Origin of the sequence: Paenibacillus vini, from assembly GCF_018403325.1 — a bacterium.
Taxonomy (GTDB): Bacteria; Bacillota; Bacilli; order Paenibacillales; family Paenibacillaceae; genus Fontibacillus; species Fontibacillus vini.
In genome coordinates, this window is record NZ_BOSL01000015.1 from 102,351 (window position 1) to 123,290 (window position 20,940).

General features: G+C 46.0%; 19 protein-coding genes. 4 read left to right on the plus strand and 15 right to left on the minus strand.

Annotated features, from left to right (window positions below; genetic code table 11):
* Positions 1 to 69: 69 nt before the first annotated feature.
* Complete coding sequence (locus KJS57_RS20250) at positions 70 to 399, minus strand: alpha-helical endospore appendage domain-containing protein (RefSeq protein ID WP_213656143.1); 330 nt, start codon at positions 397 to 399, stop codon at positions 70 to 72.
* A gap of 2 nt (positions 400 to 401) precedes the next feature.
* Complete coding sequence (locus tag KJS57_RS20255; protein ID WP_244861642.1) at positions 402 to 1,529, minus strand: glycosyltransferase family 2 protein; 1,128 nt, start codon at positions 1,527 to 1,529, stop codon at positions 402 to 404.
* Positions 1,530 to 1,686: 157 nt separating this feature from the next.
* Between KJS57_RS20255 and KJS57_RS20260 the strand changes: the two genes are divergently transcribed.
* A complete protein-coding gene (locus KJS57_RS20260) occupies positions 1,687 to 4,464 on the plus strand; it encodes a glycosyltransferase (protein WP_213656144.1) in 2,778 nt (925 codons plus the stop codon).
* A gap of 102 nt (positions 4,465 to 4,566) precedes the next feature.
* On the opposite strand, the gene KJS57_RS20265 is transcribed toward KJS57_RS20260, so the two are convergent.
* From KJS57_RS20265 to KJS57_RS20280, 4 genes are read right to left on the minus strand one after another with little or no spacing between them, the layout of a single operon-like run.
* Positions 4,567 to 5,517, minus strand: a complete 951-nt coding sequence (locus KJS57_RS20265) for a GDP-mannose 4,6-dehydratase (protein WP_213656145.1) — start codon at positions 5,515 to 5,517, stop codon at positions 4,567 to 4,569.
* Between the two features lie 4 nt (positions 5,518 to 5,521).
* Positions 5,522 to 6,550, minus strand: a complete 1,029-nt coding sequence (locus KJS57_RS20270) for a mannose-1-phosphate guanylyltransferase (RefSeq protein WP_213656146.1) — start codon at positions 6,548 to 6,550, stop codon at positions 5,522 to 5,524.
* Positions 6,551 to 6,587: 37 nt separating this feature from the next.
* Positions 6,588 to 7,715 (minus strand): DegT/DnrJ/EryC1/StrS family aminotransferase, encoded by a 1,128-nt coding sequence (locus tag KJS57_RS20275; RefSeq protein ID WP_213656147.1) that lies wholly within the window; start codon positions 7,713 to 7,715, stop codon positions 6,588 to 6,590.
* Positions 7,705 to 8,355 carry an acetyltransferase gene (locus tag KJS57_RS20280; protein WP_213656148.1) on the minus strand — a complete coding sequence of 217 codons (651 nt, stop codon included), beginning with the start codon at positions 8,353 to 8,355 and terminating at the stop codon, positions 7,705 to 7,707. Before KJS57_RS20280 ends, KJS57_RS20275 begins: the two co-directional genes overlap by 11 nt.
* Before the next feature lie 222 nt (positions 8,356 to 8,577).
* On the opposite strand from KJS57_RS20280, the gene KJS57_RS20285 reads away from it, so the two are divergent.
* From KJS57_RS20285 to KJS57_RS20295, 3 genes are read left to right on the plus strand one after another with little or no spacing between them, the layout of a single operon-like run.
* Complete coding sequence (locus KJS57_RS20285; protein ID WP_213656149.1) at positions 8,578 to 10,596, plus strand: glycosyltransferase; 2,019 nt, start codon at positions 8,578 to 8,580, stop codon at positions 10,594 to 10,596.
* 52 nt (positions 10,597 to 10,648) lie between these two features.
* Positions 10,649 to 12,286, plus strand: coding sequence for a glycosyltransferase (locus tag KJS57_RS20290; protein WP_213656150.1), 1,638 nt, complete (start codon positions 10,649 to 10,651; stop codon positions 12,284 to 12,286).
* A 7-nt stretch (positions 12,287 to 12,293) separates the two neighbouring features.
* Positions 12,294 to 13,208, plus strand: a complete 915-nt coding sequence (locus KJS57_RS20295) for a phosphotransferase (protein WP_213656151.1) — start codon at positions 12,294 to 12,296, stop codon at positions 13,206 to 13,208.
* Positions 13,209 to 13,284: 76 nt separating this feature from the next.
* Here KJS57_RS20295 and rfbF read toward each other — a convergent pair whose 3' ends face one another.
* The 9 genes from rfbF to KJS57_RS20340 form a co-directional block, all read right to left on the minus strand.
* Positions 13,285 to 14,055 carry a glucose-1-phosphate cytidylyltransferase gene (gene rfbF / locus KJS57_RS20300; RefSeq protein ID WP_213656152.1) on the minus strand — a complete coding sequence of 257 codons (771 nt, stop codon included), beginning with the start codon at positions 14,053 to 14,055 and terminating at the stop codon, positions 13,285 to 13,287.
* A gap of 209 nt (positions 14,056 to 14,264) precedes the next feature.
* The gene (locus KJS57_RS20305) at positions 14,265 to 15,350 is read right to left on the minus strand and encodes a CgeB family protein (protein WP_244861647.1); all 1,086 of its coding nucleotides are present in this window, start codon (positions 15,348 to 15,350) and stop codon (positions 14,265 to 14,267) included.
* Positions 15,351 to 15,484: 134 nt separating this feature from the next.
* Positions 15,485 to 16,576 (minus strand): CgeB family protein, encoded by a 1,092-nt coding sequence (locus KJS57_RS20310; RefSeq protein WP_244861643.1) that lies wholly within the window; start codon positions 16,574 to 16,576, stop codon positions 15,485 to 15,487.
* Positions 16,577 to 16,761: 185 nt separating this feature from the next.
* Positions 16,762 to 17,121: a hypothetical protein gene (locus KJS57_RS20315; protein ID WP_211023387.1), complete on the minus strand. Its 360-nt coding sequence runs from the start codon at positions 17,119 to 17,121 to the stop codon at positions 16,762 to 16,764.
* A complete protein-coding gene (locus KJS57_RS20320; protein ID WP_211023389.1) occupies positions 17,111 to 17,434 on the minus strand; it encodes a hypothetical protein in 324 nt (107 codons plus the stop codon). Before KJS57_RS20320 ends, KJS57_RS20315 begins: the two co-directional genes overlap by 11 nt.
* Entirely contained in the window at positions 17,434 to 17,781 is a 348-nt protein-coding gene (locus KJS57_RS20325; protein ID WP_211023391.1) for an alpha-helical endospore appendage domain-containing protein, read from the minus strand. The genes KJS57_RS20320 and KJS57_RS20325 overlap by 1 nt, the downstream gene beginning before the upstream one ends.
* A 22-nt stretch (positions 17,782 to 17,803) precedes the next feature.
* Entirely contained in the window at positions 17,804 to 18,091 is a 288-nt protein-coding gene (locus KJS57_RS20330; RefSeq protein WP_211023393.1) for a nucleoside-diphosphate sugar epimerase, read from the minus strand.
* A 318-nt stretch (positions 18,092 to 18,409) separates the two neighbouring features.
* Positions 18,410 to 19,675 (minus strand): glycosyltransferase family 2 protein, encoded by a 1,266-nt coding sequence (locus tag KJS57_RS20335; protein ID WP_213656153.1) that lies wholly within the window; start codon positions 19,673 to 19,675, stop codon positions 18,410 to 18,412.
* A gap of 128 nt (positions 19,676 to 19,803) precedes the next feature.
* Positions 19,804 to 20,937: a GT-D fold domain-containing protein gene (locus KJS57_RS20340; protein WP_244861644.1), complete on the minus strand. Its 1,134-nt coding sequence runs from the start codon at positions 20,935 to 20,937 to the stop codon at positions 19,804 to 19,806.
* Positions 20,938 to 20,940 lie beyond the last annotated feature (3 nt).

Genomic DNA, 20,940 nt, shown 5'->3' on the forward strand with positions numbered 1-20,940 from the left:
TTTTAGTTGCCCTTTAACCCTGAAAAGGACAATATAGCCGGCATTTTTCTTTGTGAGTCAGGTTGCAGTTTATTTCTTTACATGGGTTATCTGAATCAAATCCAACACATTGTCAAATTTGAACTGTAGAAGCATTTCTTTTTTTATGACCTCTTGCAATGTTTTTCTCACACTTTGATTGATAAGCAATAGATTGGATAAACTTATTGTTTCGGTACTTAATTTGCTCTTGGATTGTTTTAATGTGCCCAGAACAAGCTGAATCTTCTCCGCTTCAGCATTCATAATATGCGCTAATGCAAGCTCTTCAAGAGCAATAGAAGAAAGAAGCAGCGGAATCGTTTGGCCCATTGTAATCGAGATGGTTGGTATAATATTGGGGATATTAGCCTGAGTCACCCTTATCTCACCTCTTTGTCGAGAAGTTTATTTAACGCTTCCCTTGCAGCATCTAGCGTGTCACACTGGCTGAGGGATTCTTGATAAGCATGAATAGCTTCTTCAATTTCCCCCATTTTCTCGAGGCAAAGACCTTTATAATACCATGCTTGGAAACTGCCTAATCCTCTCAGAATAAGATACTTTAAATTTTCTTCCCCCAGCTCGATGCAATGATCAAAGACCTTCAAGGCTTCCTGCACCATATCCTTATAATACAGAATGACACCCTTGTAAAATTGCAAGTCAACATAATCGGGATACAAGGCCACCGCCTTCTCGATCCCCGGCCATGCCCCTTCAAAGCTGCCTAGACTGATCAATATCGAATATTTCAATTTATACAACATCGAAGGAGGAGTATATCCTGCTAAAATAAACTCTACGATCGATTTGTTGACATGCTCGAATGCTATCTCGAACTCATTGATCCGATAATATTCCGATCCGATGTGGTAATGAATCCAAGGGCTATGGTTGTCTTCGTCCAATTCTTTTTTTAGCATGGTGATGTTTCGTTCGTATTTTTTCTTTTCATCCACCGCTCTATTTAAGTACCCGTAATGATAAACCTTCAAGGGAATTCTTCCGATTCTCTCTAATTCCTCTTTCGTCTTTAATATCTCATTTGCGTTTATGGTTTCATGAATTTTATTCACGAAACGAAACCCTTTCTCTCTTCGGAATAGCCTGGAATGTTCAACATTTATTACTTTATCCGGATCAACTTCGTTCCCGTAATAATTCACTAAATGAATAAACAGAAGATCGTAATCGTCCTGATACAAAGAATCCCGAAGCTTGTAACGCTCCGCTTTATCCACCTCTTCATCCGCATCCAGCCATAGGATCCAATCCCCTGTTGCACGTTCAATCCCGTAATTTCTTGCATCCGAAAAGTTTTCGTTCCAGGAAAATTGAAGTACATCAGCGCCATAAGAGTTGCAGATCTCAATCGTACGATCCGTTGAACCTGTATCCACGATAATGATTTCATCCACTACATCCTTAACGCTATCCAGACATCGGCCAATGCAATCCTCTTCGTTTTTTACGATCATACAAAGCGACAATCGAGACAACTCTATCAAGAAACTGACCTCCTTAACCAATGACAACCGCCCTTCGCTCATGAACAGATTATGTTGATTCCCCGTTAAAAGTGACAGGAGCATTTGCATATCATCCAAGAACCAATTTCACGAATGAACCGTAAAATGAAACAACAAAGATAGAACGAGGTGTAGAATGTTGACGATAACAGTCCATTGGGAAGGACCTCAGTTTGAGAACCACAGTATCGCTAACGTAAACCGAAAATTGTGTTCGGAGCTCGCAGCAAACCCTAAACTGAACCTAAAGATCGTGAAGGCAGAAAACAATAACTCCTCCATGGAACAAGCTGATTTAACCATTAGTCACCAGTGGCCGCCGAATTGGAATGACCCCGAGAGCAAATATTGGGTTGTTATGCAACCTTGGGAATACGGAGCCATCCCAAAACAATGGTATATTCCGATGAAATATTGGATTGATGAAGTCTGGGTATACAGTTCATACAACAAAGAATGCTATATCCGTTCGGGCATCCCGGATAACAAAATTCACGTCATCCCGTTAGGAGTTGATGGAAACGTATTTAACACAGGTTCCAAAACGCTTGATTTAGATGATGCTTCCTTCTTTCGTTTCTTATTTGTTGGAGGAACCATCGGCCGCAAAGGAATAGATACGTTATTAGGAGCTTACCTTACTGAGTTTTCAGCGGATGAGGATGTCTGCTTGGTGATCAAAGATTTTGGGTCCAATTCATTCTATAAGGGAGCCACGTTCGAAAACACGATCAAAAACATGCAGTCAAATACGGAGTATCCCAAAATTGTATATATAAACGACGAATTTACGGAAGAAGAACTAGCCGGTTTATATACAGCATGTAATTGTCTGGTACATCCCTACCGCGGAGAAGGGTTTGGACTTCCCATAGTTGAGGCGATGGCCTGCGGTGTTCCTGTCATTGTTCCTGACCGGGGGCCGAGCACAGACTTTTGTAACGAAAATACGGCTTTTTTTGTATCCAGTTCAGAAGAAGCATTACAGGAAAAAAAATTGGATGGATTAGATACCGTCGACTATCCCTGGTGGTTAAAAATTGATCTTCATGATTTGCGGAAAGTCATGAGATACGTTTATACAAATCAGAAGCTGGCTCTTGAAAAGGGACAGAATGCTAGCCAAACTGTCCTATCGTCATTTACTTGGAAACAAAGTGCTGATCGCATTGCACACCGAATACATGATTTTTCCCAGAGGAAGTTCAGTCCCAAACCGACAGATCGGGAGATTATTCAAACCGAATTGGGGTTGGGAATTCAACTTATTCATCAAAACCTATACGAAGCGGCGCTTGAAAAATTTCTATGTGTTCTCGCCGTATACCCGGATTCGCTTGAAGCGCGATACAATACGGCAAACACTTACATTAACCAGAATCAGTATCTTGAAGCACTCCCTCACCTCCGCTTTATTTCGCAAGCCATGGACAAAGAATCGAACACCTTTCAAGCCGAAATTTGGAGCCTGATGGGGGTCTGTTATTCACAGATGCAAACCTATCAACTGGCTCTCGAAGCATTCAAGAGAGCCAATTTGTTAGATCCCTCTGTACGGCCAAGGGAAATTTTGTATCTTGATCGAAGTATCGAAACGGCGAAGTTACAGCTGGCGGAACTGTACGAAGTGCTAGGTAGCCGTTATTTGGAGATGCGCAATGAATTTCGGGCTGAGGAAATGTACACGGAAGGGCTTCAATACGCTTCCAGGCAACCGGAACTACAACAGGGATTACAGAAGGTCCGGGAACAAATTCAACGGACCAAAGAGAATATCGAACAACAAACTACTTATGAGGTTCTCTGGCAAAGTCCCGTATATAACTTGTCAGGATATGCTGAAGAATCACGATCCTTTATAATGGGGCTTCAATCTTACCCATTGAAGATTAAATTACTGGCCAGTGACGAGCCTTTAACCCGGGAGACACCCGGTACGGACATGTACAGCTCCTTGTTAAAGTTAGAGAAGCAGCAGCTTACTACTCCCCTTATCCATTACCAGTCGATTCCTGCACATTCATTATCACTGCCGCGGGCACCTTTATCGATCGGCAGAACGATGTTTGAAACGGATTCTTTACCCCGAAATTGGGTGGAGAATTTAAAGAAAATAACCGAGGTATGGGTTCCTTCCGAATTCAATCGCGAGTCGTTTACTGCCGCAGGATTGAATCCTGAACGAATATACGTTCTTCCCGCCTCCCTGGACGAAAACAAATATAACCCTGATAATATCCAACGATCACTTCTCCGGAATGGAGGCCCCTTCCGATTTCTATCTGTCTTCGACTGGAGTATAAGAAAAGGATGGGACATACTTTTGCGTGCCTACTTCGAGGAGTTCCGTCCGGATGAAGATGTTGTCCTGGAGTTAAAAGTGAATAAATTCCTTGAACCCGGAACTAAGATTCAAGACCAAATTGCAGCCTTGTGTAAAAAGCTCGGCGTAAAGAATCCCCCGCCAGTTCGCTTGTTGGAATCCACCATGACCGAGGAAGAGTTGATCTCCACCTATGCGGCTGCCGACTGCTTTGTTCTTCCTTCTCGCGGAGAAGGCTGGGGAAGGCCGTATATGGAAGCGATGGCCATGAAATTGCCGACAATCGGAACAAGATGGAGCGGACAACTAACATATATGAATGATAACAACAGCTATCTAATCGATATTGAAGGTGTCGTCCCTGTGAATCCGGATCTTGCTCCGTTTTATTACCACGGACAAAGATGGGCGGAACCTAGCGTTGATCATCTCAAAATTTTGATGCGCAGCGTGTTCGAGCGTAGAGATGAAGCAAGAAGGAAAGGGCAAAAAGCCAGAGCCGACTTATTCCCGAAATTCTCAATCCAATATACCGCAAAACAAATATATGAGCGCTTAGACTATTTGGTAAAATATCATTATGGTTTATAACTTAGAATCCGTCTGAAAATGACGGGTTTTCTCTTTTATGCAAAAAAAGACTGCCCGTTGTGCCGGTGTTACGGCTTGGGCAGTCCTGAGAATCAAGAGATATTAAACTCTTGCACGCCAGTAATTCAATAAATCCTCCATTGTTTTATGGAATGGTATTTCCGGCTTCCAACCTGTCTTTGCATTGAATTTCGAGTAATCTCCAAGCAGTATTTCAACATCCGATGGTCTCATCCGTGCCGGATCCTGTTGGATTTCGATTTGAACTTTGCTTAACGTCAATAGCAATTGAAGTACTTCACCAATGGTATAGCACTTATTGGAGGCGATATTGTATGTTTCTCCGGGTTCTCCCTTTTCCAAGGCCAGCCAATAAGCTCGAACTACGTCACGAACATCGGTAAAATCTCTCTTGGCCAATAAATTGCCCACATAAATAACCGGCGGCTTTTTCCCCGCTTCAATCTCTGCGATTTGTTTGGAGAAGTTGGAAGTAACAAAGTTTTCTCCTCTTCTTGGGCCTGTATGATTAAATGTCCGGGTTTGCACGACATTCAAACCGTAGCTCTTAAAGTACTGGTACCCCAAGTATTCCTGTGCTGTTTTACTTACAGCATAAGGGCTGAGCGGTCTAAGGGGATTTGTCTCCCTGATCGGCACCTCATCTTGTTCAACATGTCCGTACTCTTCACTGGAGCATGCAATTTGAATTTTGCAATCCAATTGAAAACGCCGAACCGATTCGAAAATATTAATTTGTCCGGCGACATTATTATAAATGGTATCTGTCGGCGAATTCCACGAAGTTGGGACAAAGCTTTGAGCCGCAAGATGAAATATAAGATCAGGTCTCTCTCGATCAATTAAGGTTTCAACGGAAAACGGGTCCCTTAACTCACACTCCACCAAATGTATATCATTCAAAATATGCTGAATATGGTCCATCCGGCTTCTTTGACGTATTGTACCCAAGACCTCTATATTATTGCTTAGTAAATATTCAGCCATATGACTACCTACGAAACCAGATATACCTGTTACCAGAGCTTTCATCAGGTCAATTTCCTCCTTCATCTTTTGAAAAAGTTCTAAGCGCATCCTTGATTTTTTGCTCATCGGCTTTGCGGCAAACGAGCAGTCCATCTTTTGTGGATACGACGATGATTTCCTCCAGACCTATCACAACTGCTTTTTGTTGTTCTGAATATATAATGTTGTTGTGGGAGGAAATGGAACTTACATTCCCGAGAATAATGTTCCCGTTCCGATCCGCAGGATGAACACGCTCCATGGATGTCCAGGAACCTATATCATCCCACGCAAAATCAACCGGGATATTGTAGATGTGCTCGGCCTTTTCCAAGATGGCGTAATCTACGGAAATCCTTTCTAATTTGGGGTACACATTCTCCAGATCATCCATATTGTCGGACAATTTATTCCACATATAGGGCTGAAATTGTTTCATATTGTCGGCAATGGTCGAGGGTTTCCAAATAAATATGCCGGTGTTCCAATAATAGTTTTTTTGATTAAACAATTGCTGGGCTCGGTCATGAGAGGGCTTTTCAATAAATCTTTTAACCGGATAAACATTACCGCACAATGCCTCTGAGGACGTCTCGATATATCCGTATCCCGTTTCAGGTCGAGTCGGGACTACTCCAAGCGTAAGGATGGACGAGGATGTTGCAGCTGTTTCAGCCGCTTCGATTAAAGCCCTTTTCAACGCTTTCCCATCCGGGATATAGTGATCGGATGGGGTAGTCACCAAGACGTCATCCATCCCCTTACTCAGAAAGTGGAGAGCCGACAGAGCGATGCAAGGACCCGTATCTCTTTGATCCGGCTCGATAATAAGTTGTTCTTGCTTTAGTTCAGGAAGTTGTTCAAGAATAAGCGGGGAATACAATCGGGTAGTTAAAATAAATATATCCTCTTTCGGAAGCCATTCGCGAAATTGCCAATACGTCTGTTGGATCATTGTATATTCAGAAGTCAAAGATAGAAATTGTTTCGGTTTTTCTTCTATACTTCGCGGCCAAAACCGCGTACCTTTCCCTCCTGCCATGATTACGATTTTCAATTCATAGTCAACTCCATTTCTGAACAATCGGAGAATACTAAACTTGGTGAATCGCGTCCATCGCCTCCGATATGCTGGAACTGATATATGCAATATCTTCTTGACTCAATCCCCCATGTGTTGGAAGATTTATCCCCTGAGCCGCTATTTCATTGGAGACTGGAAATTCCGAAGGGGGCTGCAAGTCATCATAGGGTGGTAAAACATGCATCGGATAAAAGAAGGGGCGCGTCTCGATTCCTTTCTTACGAAGCGTCAACATAAGTTCATCCCGTTTCTGTTCACCACCGTTTTTCAAAACGATGCTGTACATCCAAAACACATTGAACGCCCATTCCTTTTCGATTGGTAAAACAAGTCTTTCTTCATCTTTCAGGTGCTGGTGGTACTGGGCCGCCACGGACCGTCTCCGATCCACATGCCAATCAATATTTTCAAGCTGGGCCAGCCCGATGGCCGCCTGAATATTGGTCATCCGGTAGTTATAACCGACAATCGTGTGCCAATACTTGCGGTTTGGATCAATTCCTTGTCCCCTCAACAGCCGTACCTTTTCGGCAAGTGAATCGTCGTTCGTGGTCACCATCCCGCCCTCACCTGTCGTTATGATTTTATTTCCGAACAGGCTGAAGGTAGCACTGTGACCAAGCGACCCAACCTTGCTCCCCCGGTAATGCGCTCCCATCGCCTCGGCAGCATCCTCAATGACAAATAACCCGTATTTCTCAGCGAGCTCCATAACTGGCTGCATATCAACAGGATGACCATACAGATGAACGACGATGATTCCTTTTGTACGCGGGGTAATCTTCTGTTCGATCAAGGCAGGGTTGATATTCCAGGTATCCGCCTCACAGTCGATAAACACAGGTTTCGCCCCGCAATAGCTTACTGCGTTTGCAGTTGCAATGAACGTAAGTGATGGGATAATCACTTCACAGTCTTGGGTAACCCCATGGGCCAATAAGGCGGCATGAAGGGCGGTAGTTCCGTTACTAATAGCAATGGCGTGCTTTGTTTGGCAATAGCGGGCAAACTGCTCTTCGAATAATTGAATATATTTTCCGTTGGAGGAAATCCAGGTTGTATCAAGGCAATCCATCACATATTTCTTTTCGTTACCATTCAGGATTGGAGCGGCGATGGGGTAAAACTTATCGTTCATGGTGCCCCTCCTCTTCATGATGCTTAATCACCTTTGCAGGCACTCCGACGGCCGTACAGTAATCGGGAATATCGCGAATAACGGCCGATCCTCCACCTATCATGGAAAATTCGCCGATCCTCGTGCCGTCAATCACTTTGGAACCAATCCCGACAAATGTCCCTTTTCCTACCGTAACGTTGCCCGCCAAGTTGCATCCCGGTGCAATGTGGGCATACTCACCAATCCGGCAATCATGGTCGACGGAAGCACCGGTGTTGATTATGGATTGGTTCCCTATTACAGCCTCAACATTGATTACTGCGCCCGGCATAATGGCAACCCCTGTTCCAAGCTGTACCGAATCGGAAATACAAGTGAAAGGAGCAATCGCATTTACAAATTGAAAACCAATCCATTCAGCCTTTTGGTGCAACTTCTGACGAATTCGATTACTACCGATAGCAACGAAAGCATGATGAATACCTTGCTCATATAAATACGGCAAAATTGAATCGTCTCCTAAAACAGGGAGATTTAATACAGGGCTGACAAGTTGATGATCCGTACACCCTACTAATTCATAGTTCGGATCCTTACGCAAAATATTTATGATAACTTTGGCGTGTCCCCCCGCTCCAATAATAACTACTTTTTTCATTCCGGCAACAAACACTCCTTCCAGACCTCTATTACCGCTAGAGCAAGATCCAAAACTAACACAATACATCATATACGGCATGGGGATAAACGAAACGGCAAGTGCCTTACTTTTAAAATTACCGAAAGGGTCCACACCTTCAAAGATTCTATTCATACTTATGTAGGATAGATATTATCTAAATCCCTTATCATCTATACCAGGAAGAGGAGAGATCATTTGATGCAAACTTATAAGCCAAGACTTCTATGGGTGTGTCCGCATATTGTACTCAGGTATGAGGAAATCCCCCTTTTCGTTGATGCCGGAGCAGAGGTGATCCCTTCTCTTGGTGAAGGGCCTTGGCTTCCATACGATCCGCATTATGACAACGAATTGGACGATATGTACCCGCAATGGCGCGCTTATTGTACAATCCCAACGAATGTTGTTGAAAAGATTCGGAGGATTTCATTAGAATCTCCGACTGATGAAGAAGCCGCTCTTATTAATCAATGGATCGACATCATCAGCATAGCGACCTTTCCCAAACTTGCGGAGAAGGTTCTTGATTGGTTCCAGGGTACTGTAATATTCCGGAGTTTTGGTATCCCACAGTTGACGAACTACACGAATTATAGTCTTGAAGAAGGCGTTGACCTGAACAAATTTGCCAACGCAAATAATTATGTCTGGTCCCCAATTCTTAAAGCACTTGATGAAATCGAGGATCCAAGACTTATAAAGAATACACTTTACATGAACTATTTTGTTTCGAAAGAACGATTGCCGTTTGAATGGGCAAGAAAAAATTCCGTAAGGAAAATCTCCACTTTGATTTCTTACATTGACAAATCCAAATGGGTCGATAATATTTTCCTTCCTTTTGAGAGAGCATTTCGAGATTTTGATTTTATCGTTTTGGGGAGAAACGACAAATCATCACCGCGTTGCCAGCATCCTTCCATTGTTGGTAATGTCGATTTCAAGAAATCAATGAGTATTCTGTGCAACAGTCGCATTTTTTGCTACGGTGGTGCTCTAACCCACTATCACATGCATTTCACTCCTCTTGAGGCAATGACAATGAATGTCCCTATATTTTTCACGGAAACTTGCGGACTTGCTAGAGAAGCCTCAGAGAATGGACTCACAAAGAATCAGTTGCGGGAACTCGGAATGTGTGATGATTACAATGAGATGGCAGGCAAAGTAAAACAAATTATAGATGACTTTGACTATCTGGATCATTTGCGCGGCATACAACACGAAGTCCTTCTGCCTGCTTTTAGCAGAGAACGTGCTTTAAAGTCTACAAAGCAATTCATCGAGAGTCTTTCCGAAAAAGTTGCCCGCCATCGTATCAAGAATCCCTACGACCATGTTTACACTATTGCAGCTTCCAGCACGCCAATGGTCAGAAGAAATATTACCCAATCCAAAGATATGCCTGCCGAACCCGGTGAATATCGGGTCATCAACAGCAAAAAAGCCCATGGAATAACCGGAGAAGTTGTACAAGACAAATCGAGTAATTATTTCCTTCGACAGGCGATTCCTGGGGTTCATGCACCCGGATTGCTGGTAAACGAGACGATCGTTCACATGCCGGTCGGTGAATACGAAATAACTCTGACCCTATACGCCAAAGAAGCATCAGCTCAAGAAATTGGTCTTCTGGACTTTAGTGCATGGAATCCGGATCATCAATACTTGATGTTACTACCGCTTGTTTTGCAGGAAACCGGACTAATTACAATCAAAGGTAAGGTTAGCATTGACAAGTCGTTCGCTAAAGCAACCAAACAATTAAATATTTACTGGCCAGGGACATCTTCCATCCATTTTGAAAGTTTCCGTATCGAGAAAATTTCCAATCACTTACCTGAAAGCTCGGTAACCACAAATTGGTCCGGAGGCTTCTCCACTTTAGAAACATTTAACGATGAAAATTGGCGCTGGTGTTCGGAGTCTGGAGAACTGGAACTCACCAATCATTCATCCAGACCCAAGACTGTTTTGATCAATACAGGAATTAAAACAGGTTATCCGGAAAATGCTTCATTATTTGTTTCAAGTGATGTTTGGTCGGAACAATTCATAATTAATTGCTTCAGTGAAGCAATTGCAAGATCCTTTACCATTCCACCGGGAACTCATACCATTAAATTCACCTGCGATGCTCAAAGGGTTGATGTTCCGCCTGATGGCCGGGTATTAGTATTTCGTCTAAACAATTTCTCCCTCAGAGAACTTAATTAAGAAGCGGGATTTGATCTTAATAAACCTGAACTATATGAAATGGGTTGATAGGATGGATAAAAGTAAACCAAGACTCCTATGGGTCTGTTCACATCTGGTTCTTAGATATGAAGAAATTCCCTTGTTGATTGAAGCGGGGGCTGAGGTTATACCTTCCTTGGGGAAAGAGCGATATCATATCGAGTTTGACTCTCAATACGACAATGAAACGGACGGGATGTATCCGGATTGGCGATCTCATTGTTCATTGCCTGCCAACATCGTTGATAAAATTCGAACCATCGATTTGGAACATCCGACACCGGAGGAAGCCGACTTTATGAATTCATGGATCGACGCCATCTATATTGCCAGCTTTCCCAGGCTAGCGGAAGGCGTCCTTCAATGGTTCCAAGGTGTAGTTATTTATCGGGTATTCGGCGATACGGAAACATATACGAATATTTCCATCACGAACGGTGTTGATCTTAATACATTTGGAGACGCAGACAATTATGTCTGGTCTCCAATTCTAAAATGTTTAAATGAACATGAGGATGACAGAATTGCAAAACGCACCTTCTATTTGCCGGCTTTTGTTTCAAAAAGCAGGCTTCCATTTGAGTGGGCGGGTGAAGGCTCCGAAAGAACAATATCTACACAAATCTCTTATATTCATAAATCGCCTTTTTACGAAGAGAAGTATGAGATTTTCAAAAAAGCCTTTCATCATTTGGATTATATCGTACTGGGAAGAAATGATAAAAAGTCTCCATTATGCCATGACAATAAGATTCTAGGGAACGTCGATTTCACAACCTTGATGCAAACTCTGTGCAATACAAGAATATTCTGTTATGGGGGAGCCCTAATTCCTACGCATCTACATTTTACCCCTATTGAAGCACTGGCCGTTAATGTACCGGTCTTATTTGCGGAAACAAGCGGATTCGCTCGCGAGTTACTGGAGAACGGTCTCCATGCGAATCAACTTAAAGAACTGGGCATGTGCAAGGATTATTACAATATGGCAGAGAAAGCAGCCGAATACCTGGATGATTTCTCTGTTCTAGTTCAATTGCAGGAAGCACAGCAGCAGCATTTGCTTCCCGTCTTCAGTCGAGATCGTGCGCTTTCCTCTGCAGAGGAGTTCATAAAGGGTCTAAGGGATCGTCTTGGTTCGCGGCGCAGCATACTTCCTTACAATGAGGTATATTCGCTGGAGCCCGGCTCTCCAATAAAGAAGCAGAGTATGACGAGCTCTCTGGAAATGCCTGCTCTTATGGGAGAATATCGGATTTGGAGCGGCAGTAATTTTCACGGCTCAACAGGTTCAAAGATTTATAACCCCCGCCTTCAAACCGATGTACGACAAGCAAGAACAGGGATCGATGCTCCGGGTTTGCTTATTGATGAGAATATCTACCTCATGCCCCAGGGAGTATATGAGTTTACTTTTTCGTTTCATTTTGAACAACCATACAGCGAACCCGCAGGTGAAATCATTATAGGCTCATGGAATCCCGATTACGTGGAACTTCTGAATATTAGGCTTCTTCCTGCTCTGCCTGGTCTCAATATTTATAAAGGAATTGTTGAAATTAACGAATCACTAATAACCGCATGGAAAAAGCTGCGCGTTACATTCTCAGGTCATGTCAACACAGATTTCGTGAACTTACGGGTAATCTATAAATCAGACAGGATGTGAGGGGCACATGGATGAAACCTCAAAATTAGTTGAATTCATAAAGGCAAAACACCCCGATCTTGTAATTGATAAACCCCTCAAGATAAATACATCGGGATCCGCAAATCTCATTGTTATGGTCGGTGAGGACCCTGATGAACAGTGGGTATTTCGTTTTCCCAGAAAAGAAAATGTTTATGCTATTCAACAGATGGAACTAGAATCGCGAATTTTAAAACTGATTAAAGACATTCTCCCTATTCCAATTCCCAATTATGTCTTCAAGTCCGATCCTTGCGATGAAATACAGTATGTTGTATATCAGTATATTCCGGGAAAACCATTAACCATTGAGAATTTTATAATGCTTGACGATAACCAAAAAGATCAGATTGCCAAAGAATTAGGAATAACTTTACAGATACTCCACCAATTTGATTTCATACCGCATTATCCAGCAGAACAAATAGAGAAGTCCATGATTCGAGCAGCGTGGACGGAAAAATTCGAACTCGTTGAACAGCATGCTTTTCCTTACCTGACCTTGAACGAACGTAATTGGGCATCTCAATTTTTTCACCAGTATTTATCCGATGATAAATACTGGTTGTTCCCATCTTGTTTAACTCATGGGGATCTGAAAGGAGACCATATTCTATGCAATGAAGCTCATGGTGGGCTGTCGGGTATCATTGATTTTCGTCTGCAAATTGGAGATCCTGCAGTTGATTTCGGTTTTCTGATGATGTATGGAGAAAATTTTGTAGATAGAGTTATGCAATATTACGGCGTATCCCCCGAGGATAACTTGAAGGACCGAGCTCGTTTTTACTACCTCTCTCTTCCTTTTGATGGCTTGTTATACGGAGCTCTTTTGAATCGGACGGATCTCATTGAAGAACATTTGGTACGATTGCACAGCATCTTAAATAATACTGGTTGAATCGAAATTCGGAATATAAAAGGCGAGCTCAAGGATAACTTCCTCGAACTCGCCTTTATTGCGTTTCCTTTAAATTTCACCATAATTTCCAGGGAGCTTGCCCAGAGTCCCATAGGGATTCCAAATGCTGCTTATCCCGCAGCGTATCCATAGCGTACCAGAAGCCGTTATGCCGGTAAGCAAGCAGTTGTCCGGAGTTGGCCAGATTAACGAGCGGTTCCTGTTCGAAAACCGTTTTGTCGTCGGCCAAATAATTAAACACTTCCGGCTGCAAGATAAAAAAACCGCCGCTTACCCACTTACCGTCCCCTTTCATCTTCTCGTTGAACCTTTGAACTTTGCCGTCTTCGCCGATGGTCAAGGCTCCGAACCTGCCAAGCGGCTGCACGGCGGTCACAGTAGCCAATTTACCATGTGACTTATGGAATGCCGCAAGATCGGTCAGAGGCACATTGCTTACTCCGTCGCCATAAGTTAGCATAAACGGTTCGTCGCCGACATAGGATTGTACGCGTTTGAGCCTTCCTCCCGTCATCGTTTCCAAGCCGGTATCGATAAGAGTAACCTTCCAAGGCTCGGTCCGCGTATTATGGTACTGAGAATGTCCGTTTCTGTAATCGAAGGTAATATCGGAATCGTTTCGCACGTAATTGGCGAAATATTCTTTGATGACCTCACCTTTATACCCCAAACATACAATAAAATCATTAAAACCGTAATAACTGTAGATCTTCATGATATGCCATAAAATCGGCTTGTCACCGATCCGAACCATCGGTTTGGGCTTGGAGTCGGTTTCTTCGCTGATCCGGGTACCTAACCCTCCTGCCAGAATTACAACTTTCATGATCATTCTCCGTTCTGTCGAGAAGTTTAAAGTAAGTGAGCACGGGTTTAAATGAGAAGTTCTGGAACAACCTCTACAACAGTATATGTGTCGTTTACTGGTTTGACAGGTACACCTATATTACAGGCTTACCCATCAATTTTGACGGGAGCAAAGAATCATAAGAAAGCGGCATCCTCAGGCGAATTATTTATTTTTGAATCCGGTACTCAGCCGAAAACATGGACCAGAAGGTCATTCAACCTGTGGGCATACGTGTGCTCCCGCAGAGTCCGTTCCAGCCCTCGAAGTACAATTTCACGCCGCTCCTTCTCATGACTCAAGTAATAATCGACTTTCTCGATTAGCTCCGACGAAGTGCTGAACGTCTCAATTTCTACGCCCGGGGTATAAAAGTTCACAATATCACTGCGGATGTCGACAATCTGCAGCGTGCCGCTTGCCGATATTTCAAACGTCCGTGGATTGGGAGACACCGCTTCGATCATAGCCGTGTTATTGTTGACCGAAGTATCGTTGAACGAACGATGCAGGTTAATGGCTATTTTACTGCTGCTGTATATAGCGGCCGTATCCAAGGGTCCCATCCATTTATCCGCTTCCACCCGTCCGGGATAAGCGCCAGGTTCAAATAAACGGTCCCACCAAAAGCCGTTGATATGGAGTCCCCGATTCATCAGTTCATGGATAACCGGTTGAAAGAATTCTACCCGATTCCAGAAGGCGCTGCCGACAAACGACAGATTGCGGGGGTTCTCCGCGCGCTCGCGAAGCGGCCGGTAATAGCCCGGATAGGCGGCGAAGGGAAGGTAGTAAACATTGGCGCATCCACGCTGACGATAAAAATCGACGCAATTCAGTTCAAGCGTAAAGATGTAGTCATAGTGCATGACGAGATCCGCGGTGATATCCGTATAGTAAGGATCATCCGTCAGCCAAAGGGCCGTCCTGATTCCCTTGTTTCGGATCGAATCCACATGTTCTGCGGACAAATGCCACCCGTCCAAGGCCAGAACCAAATCGGGACGCGCCTCCTCCGCTTGCTGCGAGACGTTCTGGGTCGGGTCCGTGACCGTAACGGTTGCCGCAAGAGTACGAAGAGTCTCAATGATTCCTTCATCCACGGGGGAATACGGATACCCTTTGCCGGAAGTCACATACATAACATGAATCTGACGGAGCGGAAATGCCGGTCCTGGACGACTGCTTATCACATCCATTCTTCCACGCAAATATCCTTCATCGAATCCGGCCTGAAAGCCGGCATTTCTGCCATCCTGCCTAGCAGGAGCGATTACAGGAACGGGCGTTGCTGTTACTGCAGTTCTTACCGCTCTTGCGTTCCTTCTTCTTGCAACTCCTCTTGCAGTACCTGTGAGGCGATCATGTTTTGACAAAGTTTCCACGCTCCTTGAATGATTTGCCTGATTTACTGCAGGATGGCAAGCATCCGTGCAATACGGTCTGTATAAGAATGCCGCTGTCTGGTCGTCCAGAGCGATCTCCAGGCCATCTGGGCCCGTTCTTGTTCATGTTCCAGGTAATAATCGATTTTGGCTCTTAATTCATCCGCCGAGGCAAAAGTCTCGATATCATAGCCGGGGCGGTAATGCTGATGAAGGTCCTCCCGCACATCCGTAATCTGTAAAGCCCCGCAAGCGGCGATCTCATAAGTTCGGGGATTGATGGAAAGCCCGCGGAGATTCGCCGTATTCGCATTGTCTTGACCCGCTTCCGTAGGCCGATGCAAATTTATTACGATTTTGGCCCCGTTATAGTAAATCCGGGTTTCCTTCTGTTCGATCCATCCATCCCGGATATGGGGCTGGAGAAGGTCGAGGCGACTGAGCCTGTTCCATAAACTCCCGACGATCACCACTTTTTTTTGCGCCAGATAAGGGGCAAGTTCGTCAAACAGGGCTACGCGATTCCAAAAGGCGCTTCCTATAAAACAGACGTCGGACTGGTAGGAGCGTGGCGCATGCATCGGCGCGAACATTTCTGAATCGGCGGCAAGCGGCAAATAATGAACTTTATTGCAGCCACCCTCCCGGTAGAAAGGCACGCAGGAAAGCTCATGCGTGAATACGTAGTCGTAGTGCGTTGCCAATTGCAGAGACTGATCGGTAAAATACGGATCATCCACAAACCACACCGCCGTGCGTATGCCCCAGCTTCGGATCAGATCGATATGCTGGCTGTGCTCGGCGGGAAATACGTGCATAGCATTCAGAACCAGTACCAAATCCGGGCGGAACTGTTCTGCCCTTTTCAGCATTTCCTTAGGACCCGTCACCTCCAGTTCTCCCGTCAATGTCTGAAGAGCCCGAATCATGCCTTGATCCACGGATTCAAATCCCTGTTGAACATAAAGCACACGGAGCGTCCCCTTCGGAGCCGCCGGGGTTCCTGTGCGCTCCATGACTGCCCGACAGCCTCCGAATCGGTATCCTTCGGCCCATCCCTGATGGTGTGCTGCCGATTTGCCGGTTTTCCGGAGTCGTTTTCTTGCACTGTTCACGGCATTCAATCCTATCTATGGGTTAATCTCTTGACCTTATAACTATATGCGGAGGGCTAATCCACCGGCATGGATGACTACCCTGACGTTTCTAAAATTGGCGAATGCCCCTGCTTGTCCCAAGCAAACAAAAAGCTTTTCCCTATATTAGAGAAAAGCCTTGGATAAAATCAGTAAGGAATCATTTACTTGAACTCTTGCTCCTGATATGCCAATTTATGACCGTCTTCAAAGCCTTTGGCAAACCCGGAATTGAAACCGTTTTGATAGGATTCGTTGTACCCCTCCTGATATAAAGCGGCAGGGTCGCCTTGTTCCACAGGAGCTGGAACCGGGGCCGGGGCCGGTTCCGTAGCCGGAAGACGCCGCCGTACCGCTTTTCTCCGACGTGTTTTACCGCGAATCAGCTTCCTTTTTCGGGATTTGATCCGACGTCCCTGCATTCTCTTTCCAAGCGTTCTCCTAACGCGCTTCAAACGGCGTTTCGAGCGTTTTATTCCGCTTTTTCTTTTGCTTAATGTCGTACGTCTCTTTTTAAGCGCCATTTCGTTCATCTGCCTCCTGTTTGCTTGTAAATGATTCCAAGGGTGTTACCTTATCCGCGTTCAGCCAAGGGGCTGTGGGGATGCCTGTATATTGGCGATGCAGCTCTATATTCGCAAGCATGGACGCCATGGCCTGTTGAAACCGCGTCATCCTGTCTGCTTGTTGGATGAAGGAACGGGCCGTTTCTTCGGAGCAGGCGGACACATCCGCCATGCTGTCAAGAATGCGGGCCAGCGCATTTTGGCTTCTAGAGATGGAGATGATCAGTTGGAGCTTGGCTTCCCTCTCGCTCAGTAAAGAAGGGGTAAGCATCACTTCTCCTCATCCCCGAATCCCGAACCCCCGCCAAATAAATCTCCGAATCCTCCCGAATCGCCCCCGCTGCTCTCGGCCGAAGAAAGCAATGACTTCAAATTGCTGCATAAGCCATTTTCCATTTTGGTCAGCCCTTCAATAACCTCCACCATTTCGTCATGAACGCCAAGCGGCTTTGCAAGCTGGCTCTCGTGGTCGCTAAAGCTATGCGCATGCACATGATTCAAGCTCCAGTTGCGCACCTTCTCCGCCTCCAGTGCTTTGGCTTCGAGCATCATGGACACATTCCATTGAATTTTGGCCATGGCATCCAGCATATTGAGATAGGCATGCTCCCTGCTCATTTGATCACCTCCGCTTCTTCAGCTATTCCTCTTCCGAGCCCTTCAGCTCAGCGATGACTTGGCTTAGATTTTCCGCCATAGCCTCTTCCAAATCGGCAATTGAATTCAAATAAGAGATCAAGCTCTTGTTGATGGACGAGGAATTATCCATCAGTCCTTCCACACCTTCGAAATTCGGTTCCTGATCCGGAAGCGCATGTACAATCTGCGACAATCTGACGGTGATATGGCGCTCGGCGTCAATGATACGGGCCAGTTGCTGGTGTGAATGCCCCATATGCATAATGATATCTGTTATTTTCTGCTCCACTTGTCAGCCCCTCCATTTAACCTAAGAATCGGGACTCCGTCGTTTCAGACATAAAAGCCCCGGCATTCTACTGATTTCAGCATATGCCGGGGCGTCATTCCGCGTTCCGCAATAATACCGCGGTCCGCTTAAATTTATAGTCTGGGTTCAAAAAGTCAGGTTTTCAGGATCAAGAAGGTTGGATGAAGCTAGGGACTGAGTAGCGGAGCGTACAATAGGGTACGTGAGCAACGGAAGGCCCGGCTGAATTCAAGATTCGACGTCGAATCCGCTTCATGATCTACATCGTCATGGAAAGATGACTTTTTGAGCAACCTCTTATAGTAGTGACGATCTTAGTTGAATCGGGGGAAGGACATACGGTCCTTCCGGGATAGCTGCAATTTCGTCCGGGGAGACCGGACGGGCTCTGTCCGCCAGTCCCCAAACCTCGGCGGCATACGGGGTCCAGAACAAACGGGCCATTCCCCGATCCATTTGATACAATTGACCGTCAGGCAGCTTCATCACGGAGCCTTCGCCGAACCGTTCCGCTGGCGACATTGCCTTCGTTATCGCTTGCACCGCCTCCGGCAGCTCCCATTCCCCGCCATACGGAATTCCCTGCAACGTACGCTGCGACAATCTTACGGCGGATAGGGACGGAAACTGTACCGCTAACGATGCGGCATCGGCTCCCTTGATTCTGTACCTGGTTCCCTGTTGCAGCCAATACAGAGTGCCGGTTCCACTGCTGGCTAGAACCTGTACAGGACAGCCCTCTGACCGGATTTCGACTGCGGGTCCGGCCCCTTCTTTGCCTCGCTGCGCTTCAACCTGTCCGAGCCGCTCATGTACATTTCCCCATTTTAGATGGAAATAGTCCTGGTTCGCTCTGCTGATTTGCGATACATCCCGATGATCCAGGCTTTTCATCGTCTCGCTGCCAAAATGGTGAATGAAGGCGTCTCCGGCAATCATCAGCTTCATGCCTTGCAACCGGAGGCGGATCATCCAGTCATCATCCTCGTAATTGCCCACCCGGTAGCCTTCATCAAAGTATCCGGTCCGCATCATGGTTTCGCGTTTCATCAACAAACAAAAGCCGACCAGGCGATCGGTTCTCCTCCATCGCTGCGGATCCTTCCGGTTATGGTTGGCCGCAAATTCCCACATATCCGCGATATCCCGGTAAGGTACATCGATTTGCTGCTCGCCCCCGATATAATTGGTAACAGGCCCGACGGCCCCGATATCAGGACCGCTGTTCAAACAATCGAGCATGTTGGACAACCAGTTCTCTGTAACGAGCACATCATTGTTCAACACCAGCACCGTACGCCCTTTCGCCATCATTAATCCTGTGTTAACGGAGCCCGCAAACCCCGCATTATCGGCATGCACCGCTAAGCGTACTTTACGTCTGCGCCGCAACGCTTCCGAAGTTCCGTCGCTTGATGCATCATCCACCACAATTACTTCATAAGGGAAGGAGGTATGGGCTTCGATGCTGTCCAGACATTGCAGCAACAATTCCTTCTTATTGAATGTCGGGATTATGATGCTGGTTCCTTCAAACGGTTGCTCAAAGTCCACATATCCCACGGCTCTTCCCTTCTCATAACCGGCTTGATACCCCTGATCGAATAAAGGGAGGGGAGACCCCCCTCTTTTCCTGCTATTCTTTCCACGCGTGGGTCTAAGTCTATTTGGGTTGTGCATGTGCCCTCCTTTCAGCGAAGCCCCTGTTCTCCGCTCTCCAGCTTGTTGGCCAAATGACCGAAATCCAATGCACACTTGCCGAGCCGACTGGCGATTTCGGTACAAATCAGAACTGCGGCGATCCCCGCCGCCACCAGAGCTATGTCAAAACTATACCCGGATGCTTGCTGAACGGCTGCCTCTGCATCATAAACGCCTCGAATCGGGGTCACGAGGCCGACGACTTCAATGCCTTCCCGCTGCAGCACTGACGCCAGTCCTTCAGCCCGATTCCCGGCAATCAGTACTTTCCTGCCTCTTAGCAAGGGCAACATAAGCCCCTCTTCGGCAAGCTCATAGTTTACAGTAGAGGAAGCGAGGCGCAGTCTTGCCGGATCAAGCCCATAATGGGATAACACCGGAAACAGTAAGCCCTGGAATGAAGAGTGGCGGGAAATGGGAACACCGATAATATCGGCTTGGCGTAGCGCGCCAGCCAGCTTCTCACGAATATCATATGCCGGCAGCTCTACTCCGGCATATGGAAGAAACGGCCCTCTCCGCCGCGCTTCGTCCGTAGGAATAACAATATCATGGGCCAGCGTCAGCAATTCGCCGTCGCCAAGCCGGACAAGCGACAAAGGCTGCCCGCTGTCCAAGGCATCGCGCAAAGCGCTGGCCGCCTCCGACGGAGTGAGCAGAGGAAGGAGCGAGCCGGGAGCGAGATGCCTGATCCCTGATGCGATCAAATCCTCCGCAGTGACGCCAGGGAGTATCGTATGAGGAGGAAGCAAGCGGGTTACAATGGCCTCCCCTCCTTCAAAGTAACCCTCACGAAACCCTGATTTATAAGAATCGGACAAATTCGGATCAGGTTGTACTTCATTCAGAGTTTGTCCGTTCTCTTCCACCCGGTTTTGAAGATGTCCGGCATCATGCGCCTCAGTCGGCTGCATTTCCTTCAAATCCAAAGCCGCCATTTTCTCAGGTCTGACTTGTCTTTTTATCCTCGAGCTGTTTCTTGAACGGAGCAATCCCCCGTTCAAGCTTCTCCGCCGCCGGTATCTCCTGAGTAACCTGCCTGGTCTTTTTCTTCTTTGCCCACGGGGTTCCCGGATTCCTCCGGGGACCCGTTTGCTCTTGCCCGAGATCCTTTTATTCCTCATCGT

Coding starts and splice junctions, on each gene's coding strand:
- KJS57_RS20325 (WP_211023391.1), bottom strand. CDS start 17,781: ATGAGCAGGGAGCATGCCTATCTCAATATGCTGGATGCCATGGCCAAA.
- KJS57_RS20275 (WP_213656147.1), bottom strand. CDS start 7,715: ATGAACGATAAGTTTTACCCCATCGCCGCTCCAATCCTGAATGGTAAC.
- KJS57_RS20320 (WP_211023389.1), bottom strand. CDS start 17,434: ATGCTTACCCCTTCTTTACTGAGCGAGAGGGAAGCCAAGCTCCAACTG.
- rfbF (WP_213656152.1), bottom strand. CDS start 14,055: ATGAAAGTTGTAATTCTGGCAGGAGGGTTAGGTACCCGGATCAGCGAA.
- KJS57_RS20285 (WP_213656149.1), top strand. CDS start 8,578: ATGCAAACTTATAAGCCAAGACTTCTATGGGTGTGTCCGCATATTGTA.
- KJS57_RS20290 (WP_213656150.1), top strand. CDS start 10,649: ATGGATAAAAGTAAACCAAGACTCCTATGGGTCTGTTCACATCTGGTT.
- KJS57_RS20315 (WP_211023387.1), bottom strand. CDS start 17,121: ATGGCGCTTAAAAAGAGACGTACGACATTAAGCAAAAGAAAAAGCGGA.
- KJS57_RS20340 (WP_244861644.1), bottom strand. CDS start 20,937: ATGAGGAATAAAAGGATCTCGGGCAAGAGCAAACGGGTCCCCGGAGGA.
- KJS57_RS20280 (WP_213656148.1), bottom strand. CDS start 8,355: ATGAAAAAAGTAGTTATTATTGGAGCGGGGGGACACGCCAAAGTTATC.
- KJS57_RS20295 (WP_213656151.1), top strand. CDS start 12,294: ATGGATGAAACCTCAAAATTAGTTGAATTCATAAAGGCAAAACACCCC.
- KJS57_RS20260 (WP_213656144.1), top strand. CDS start 1,687: ATGTTGACGATAACAGTCCATTGGGAAGGACCTCAGTTTGAGAACCAC.
- KJS57_RS20265 (WP_213656145.1), bottom strand. CDS start 5,517: ATGAAAGCTCTGGTAACAGGTATATCTGGTTTCGTAGGTAGTCATATG.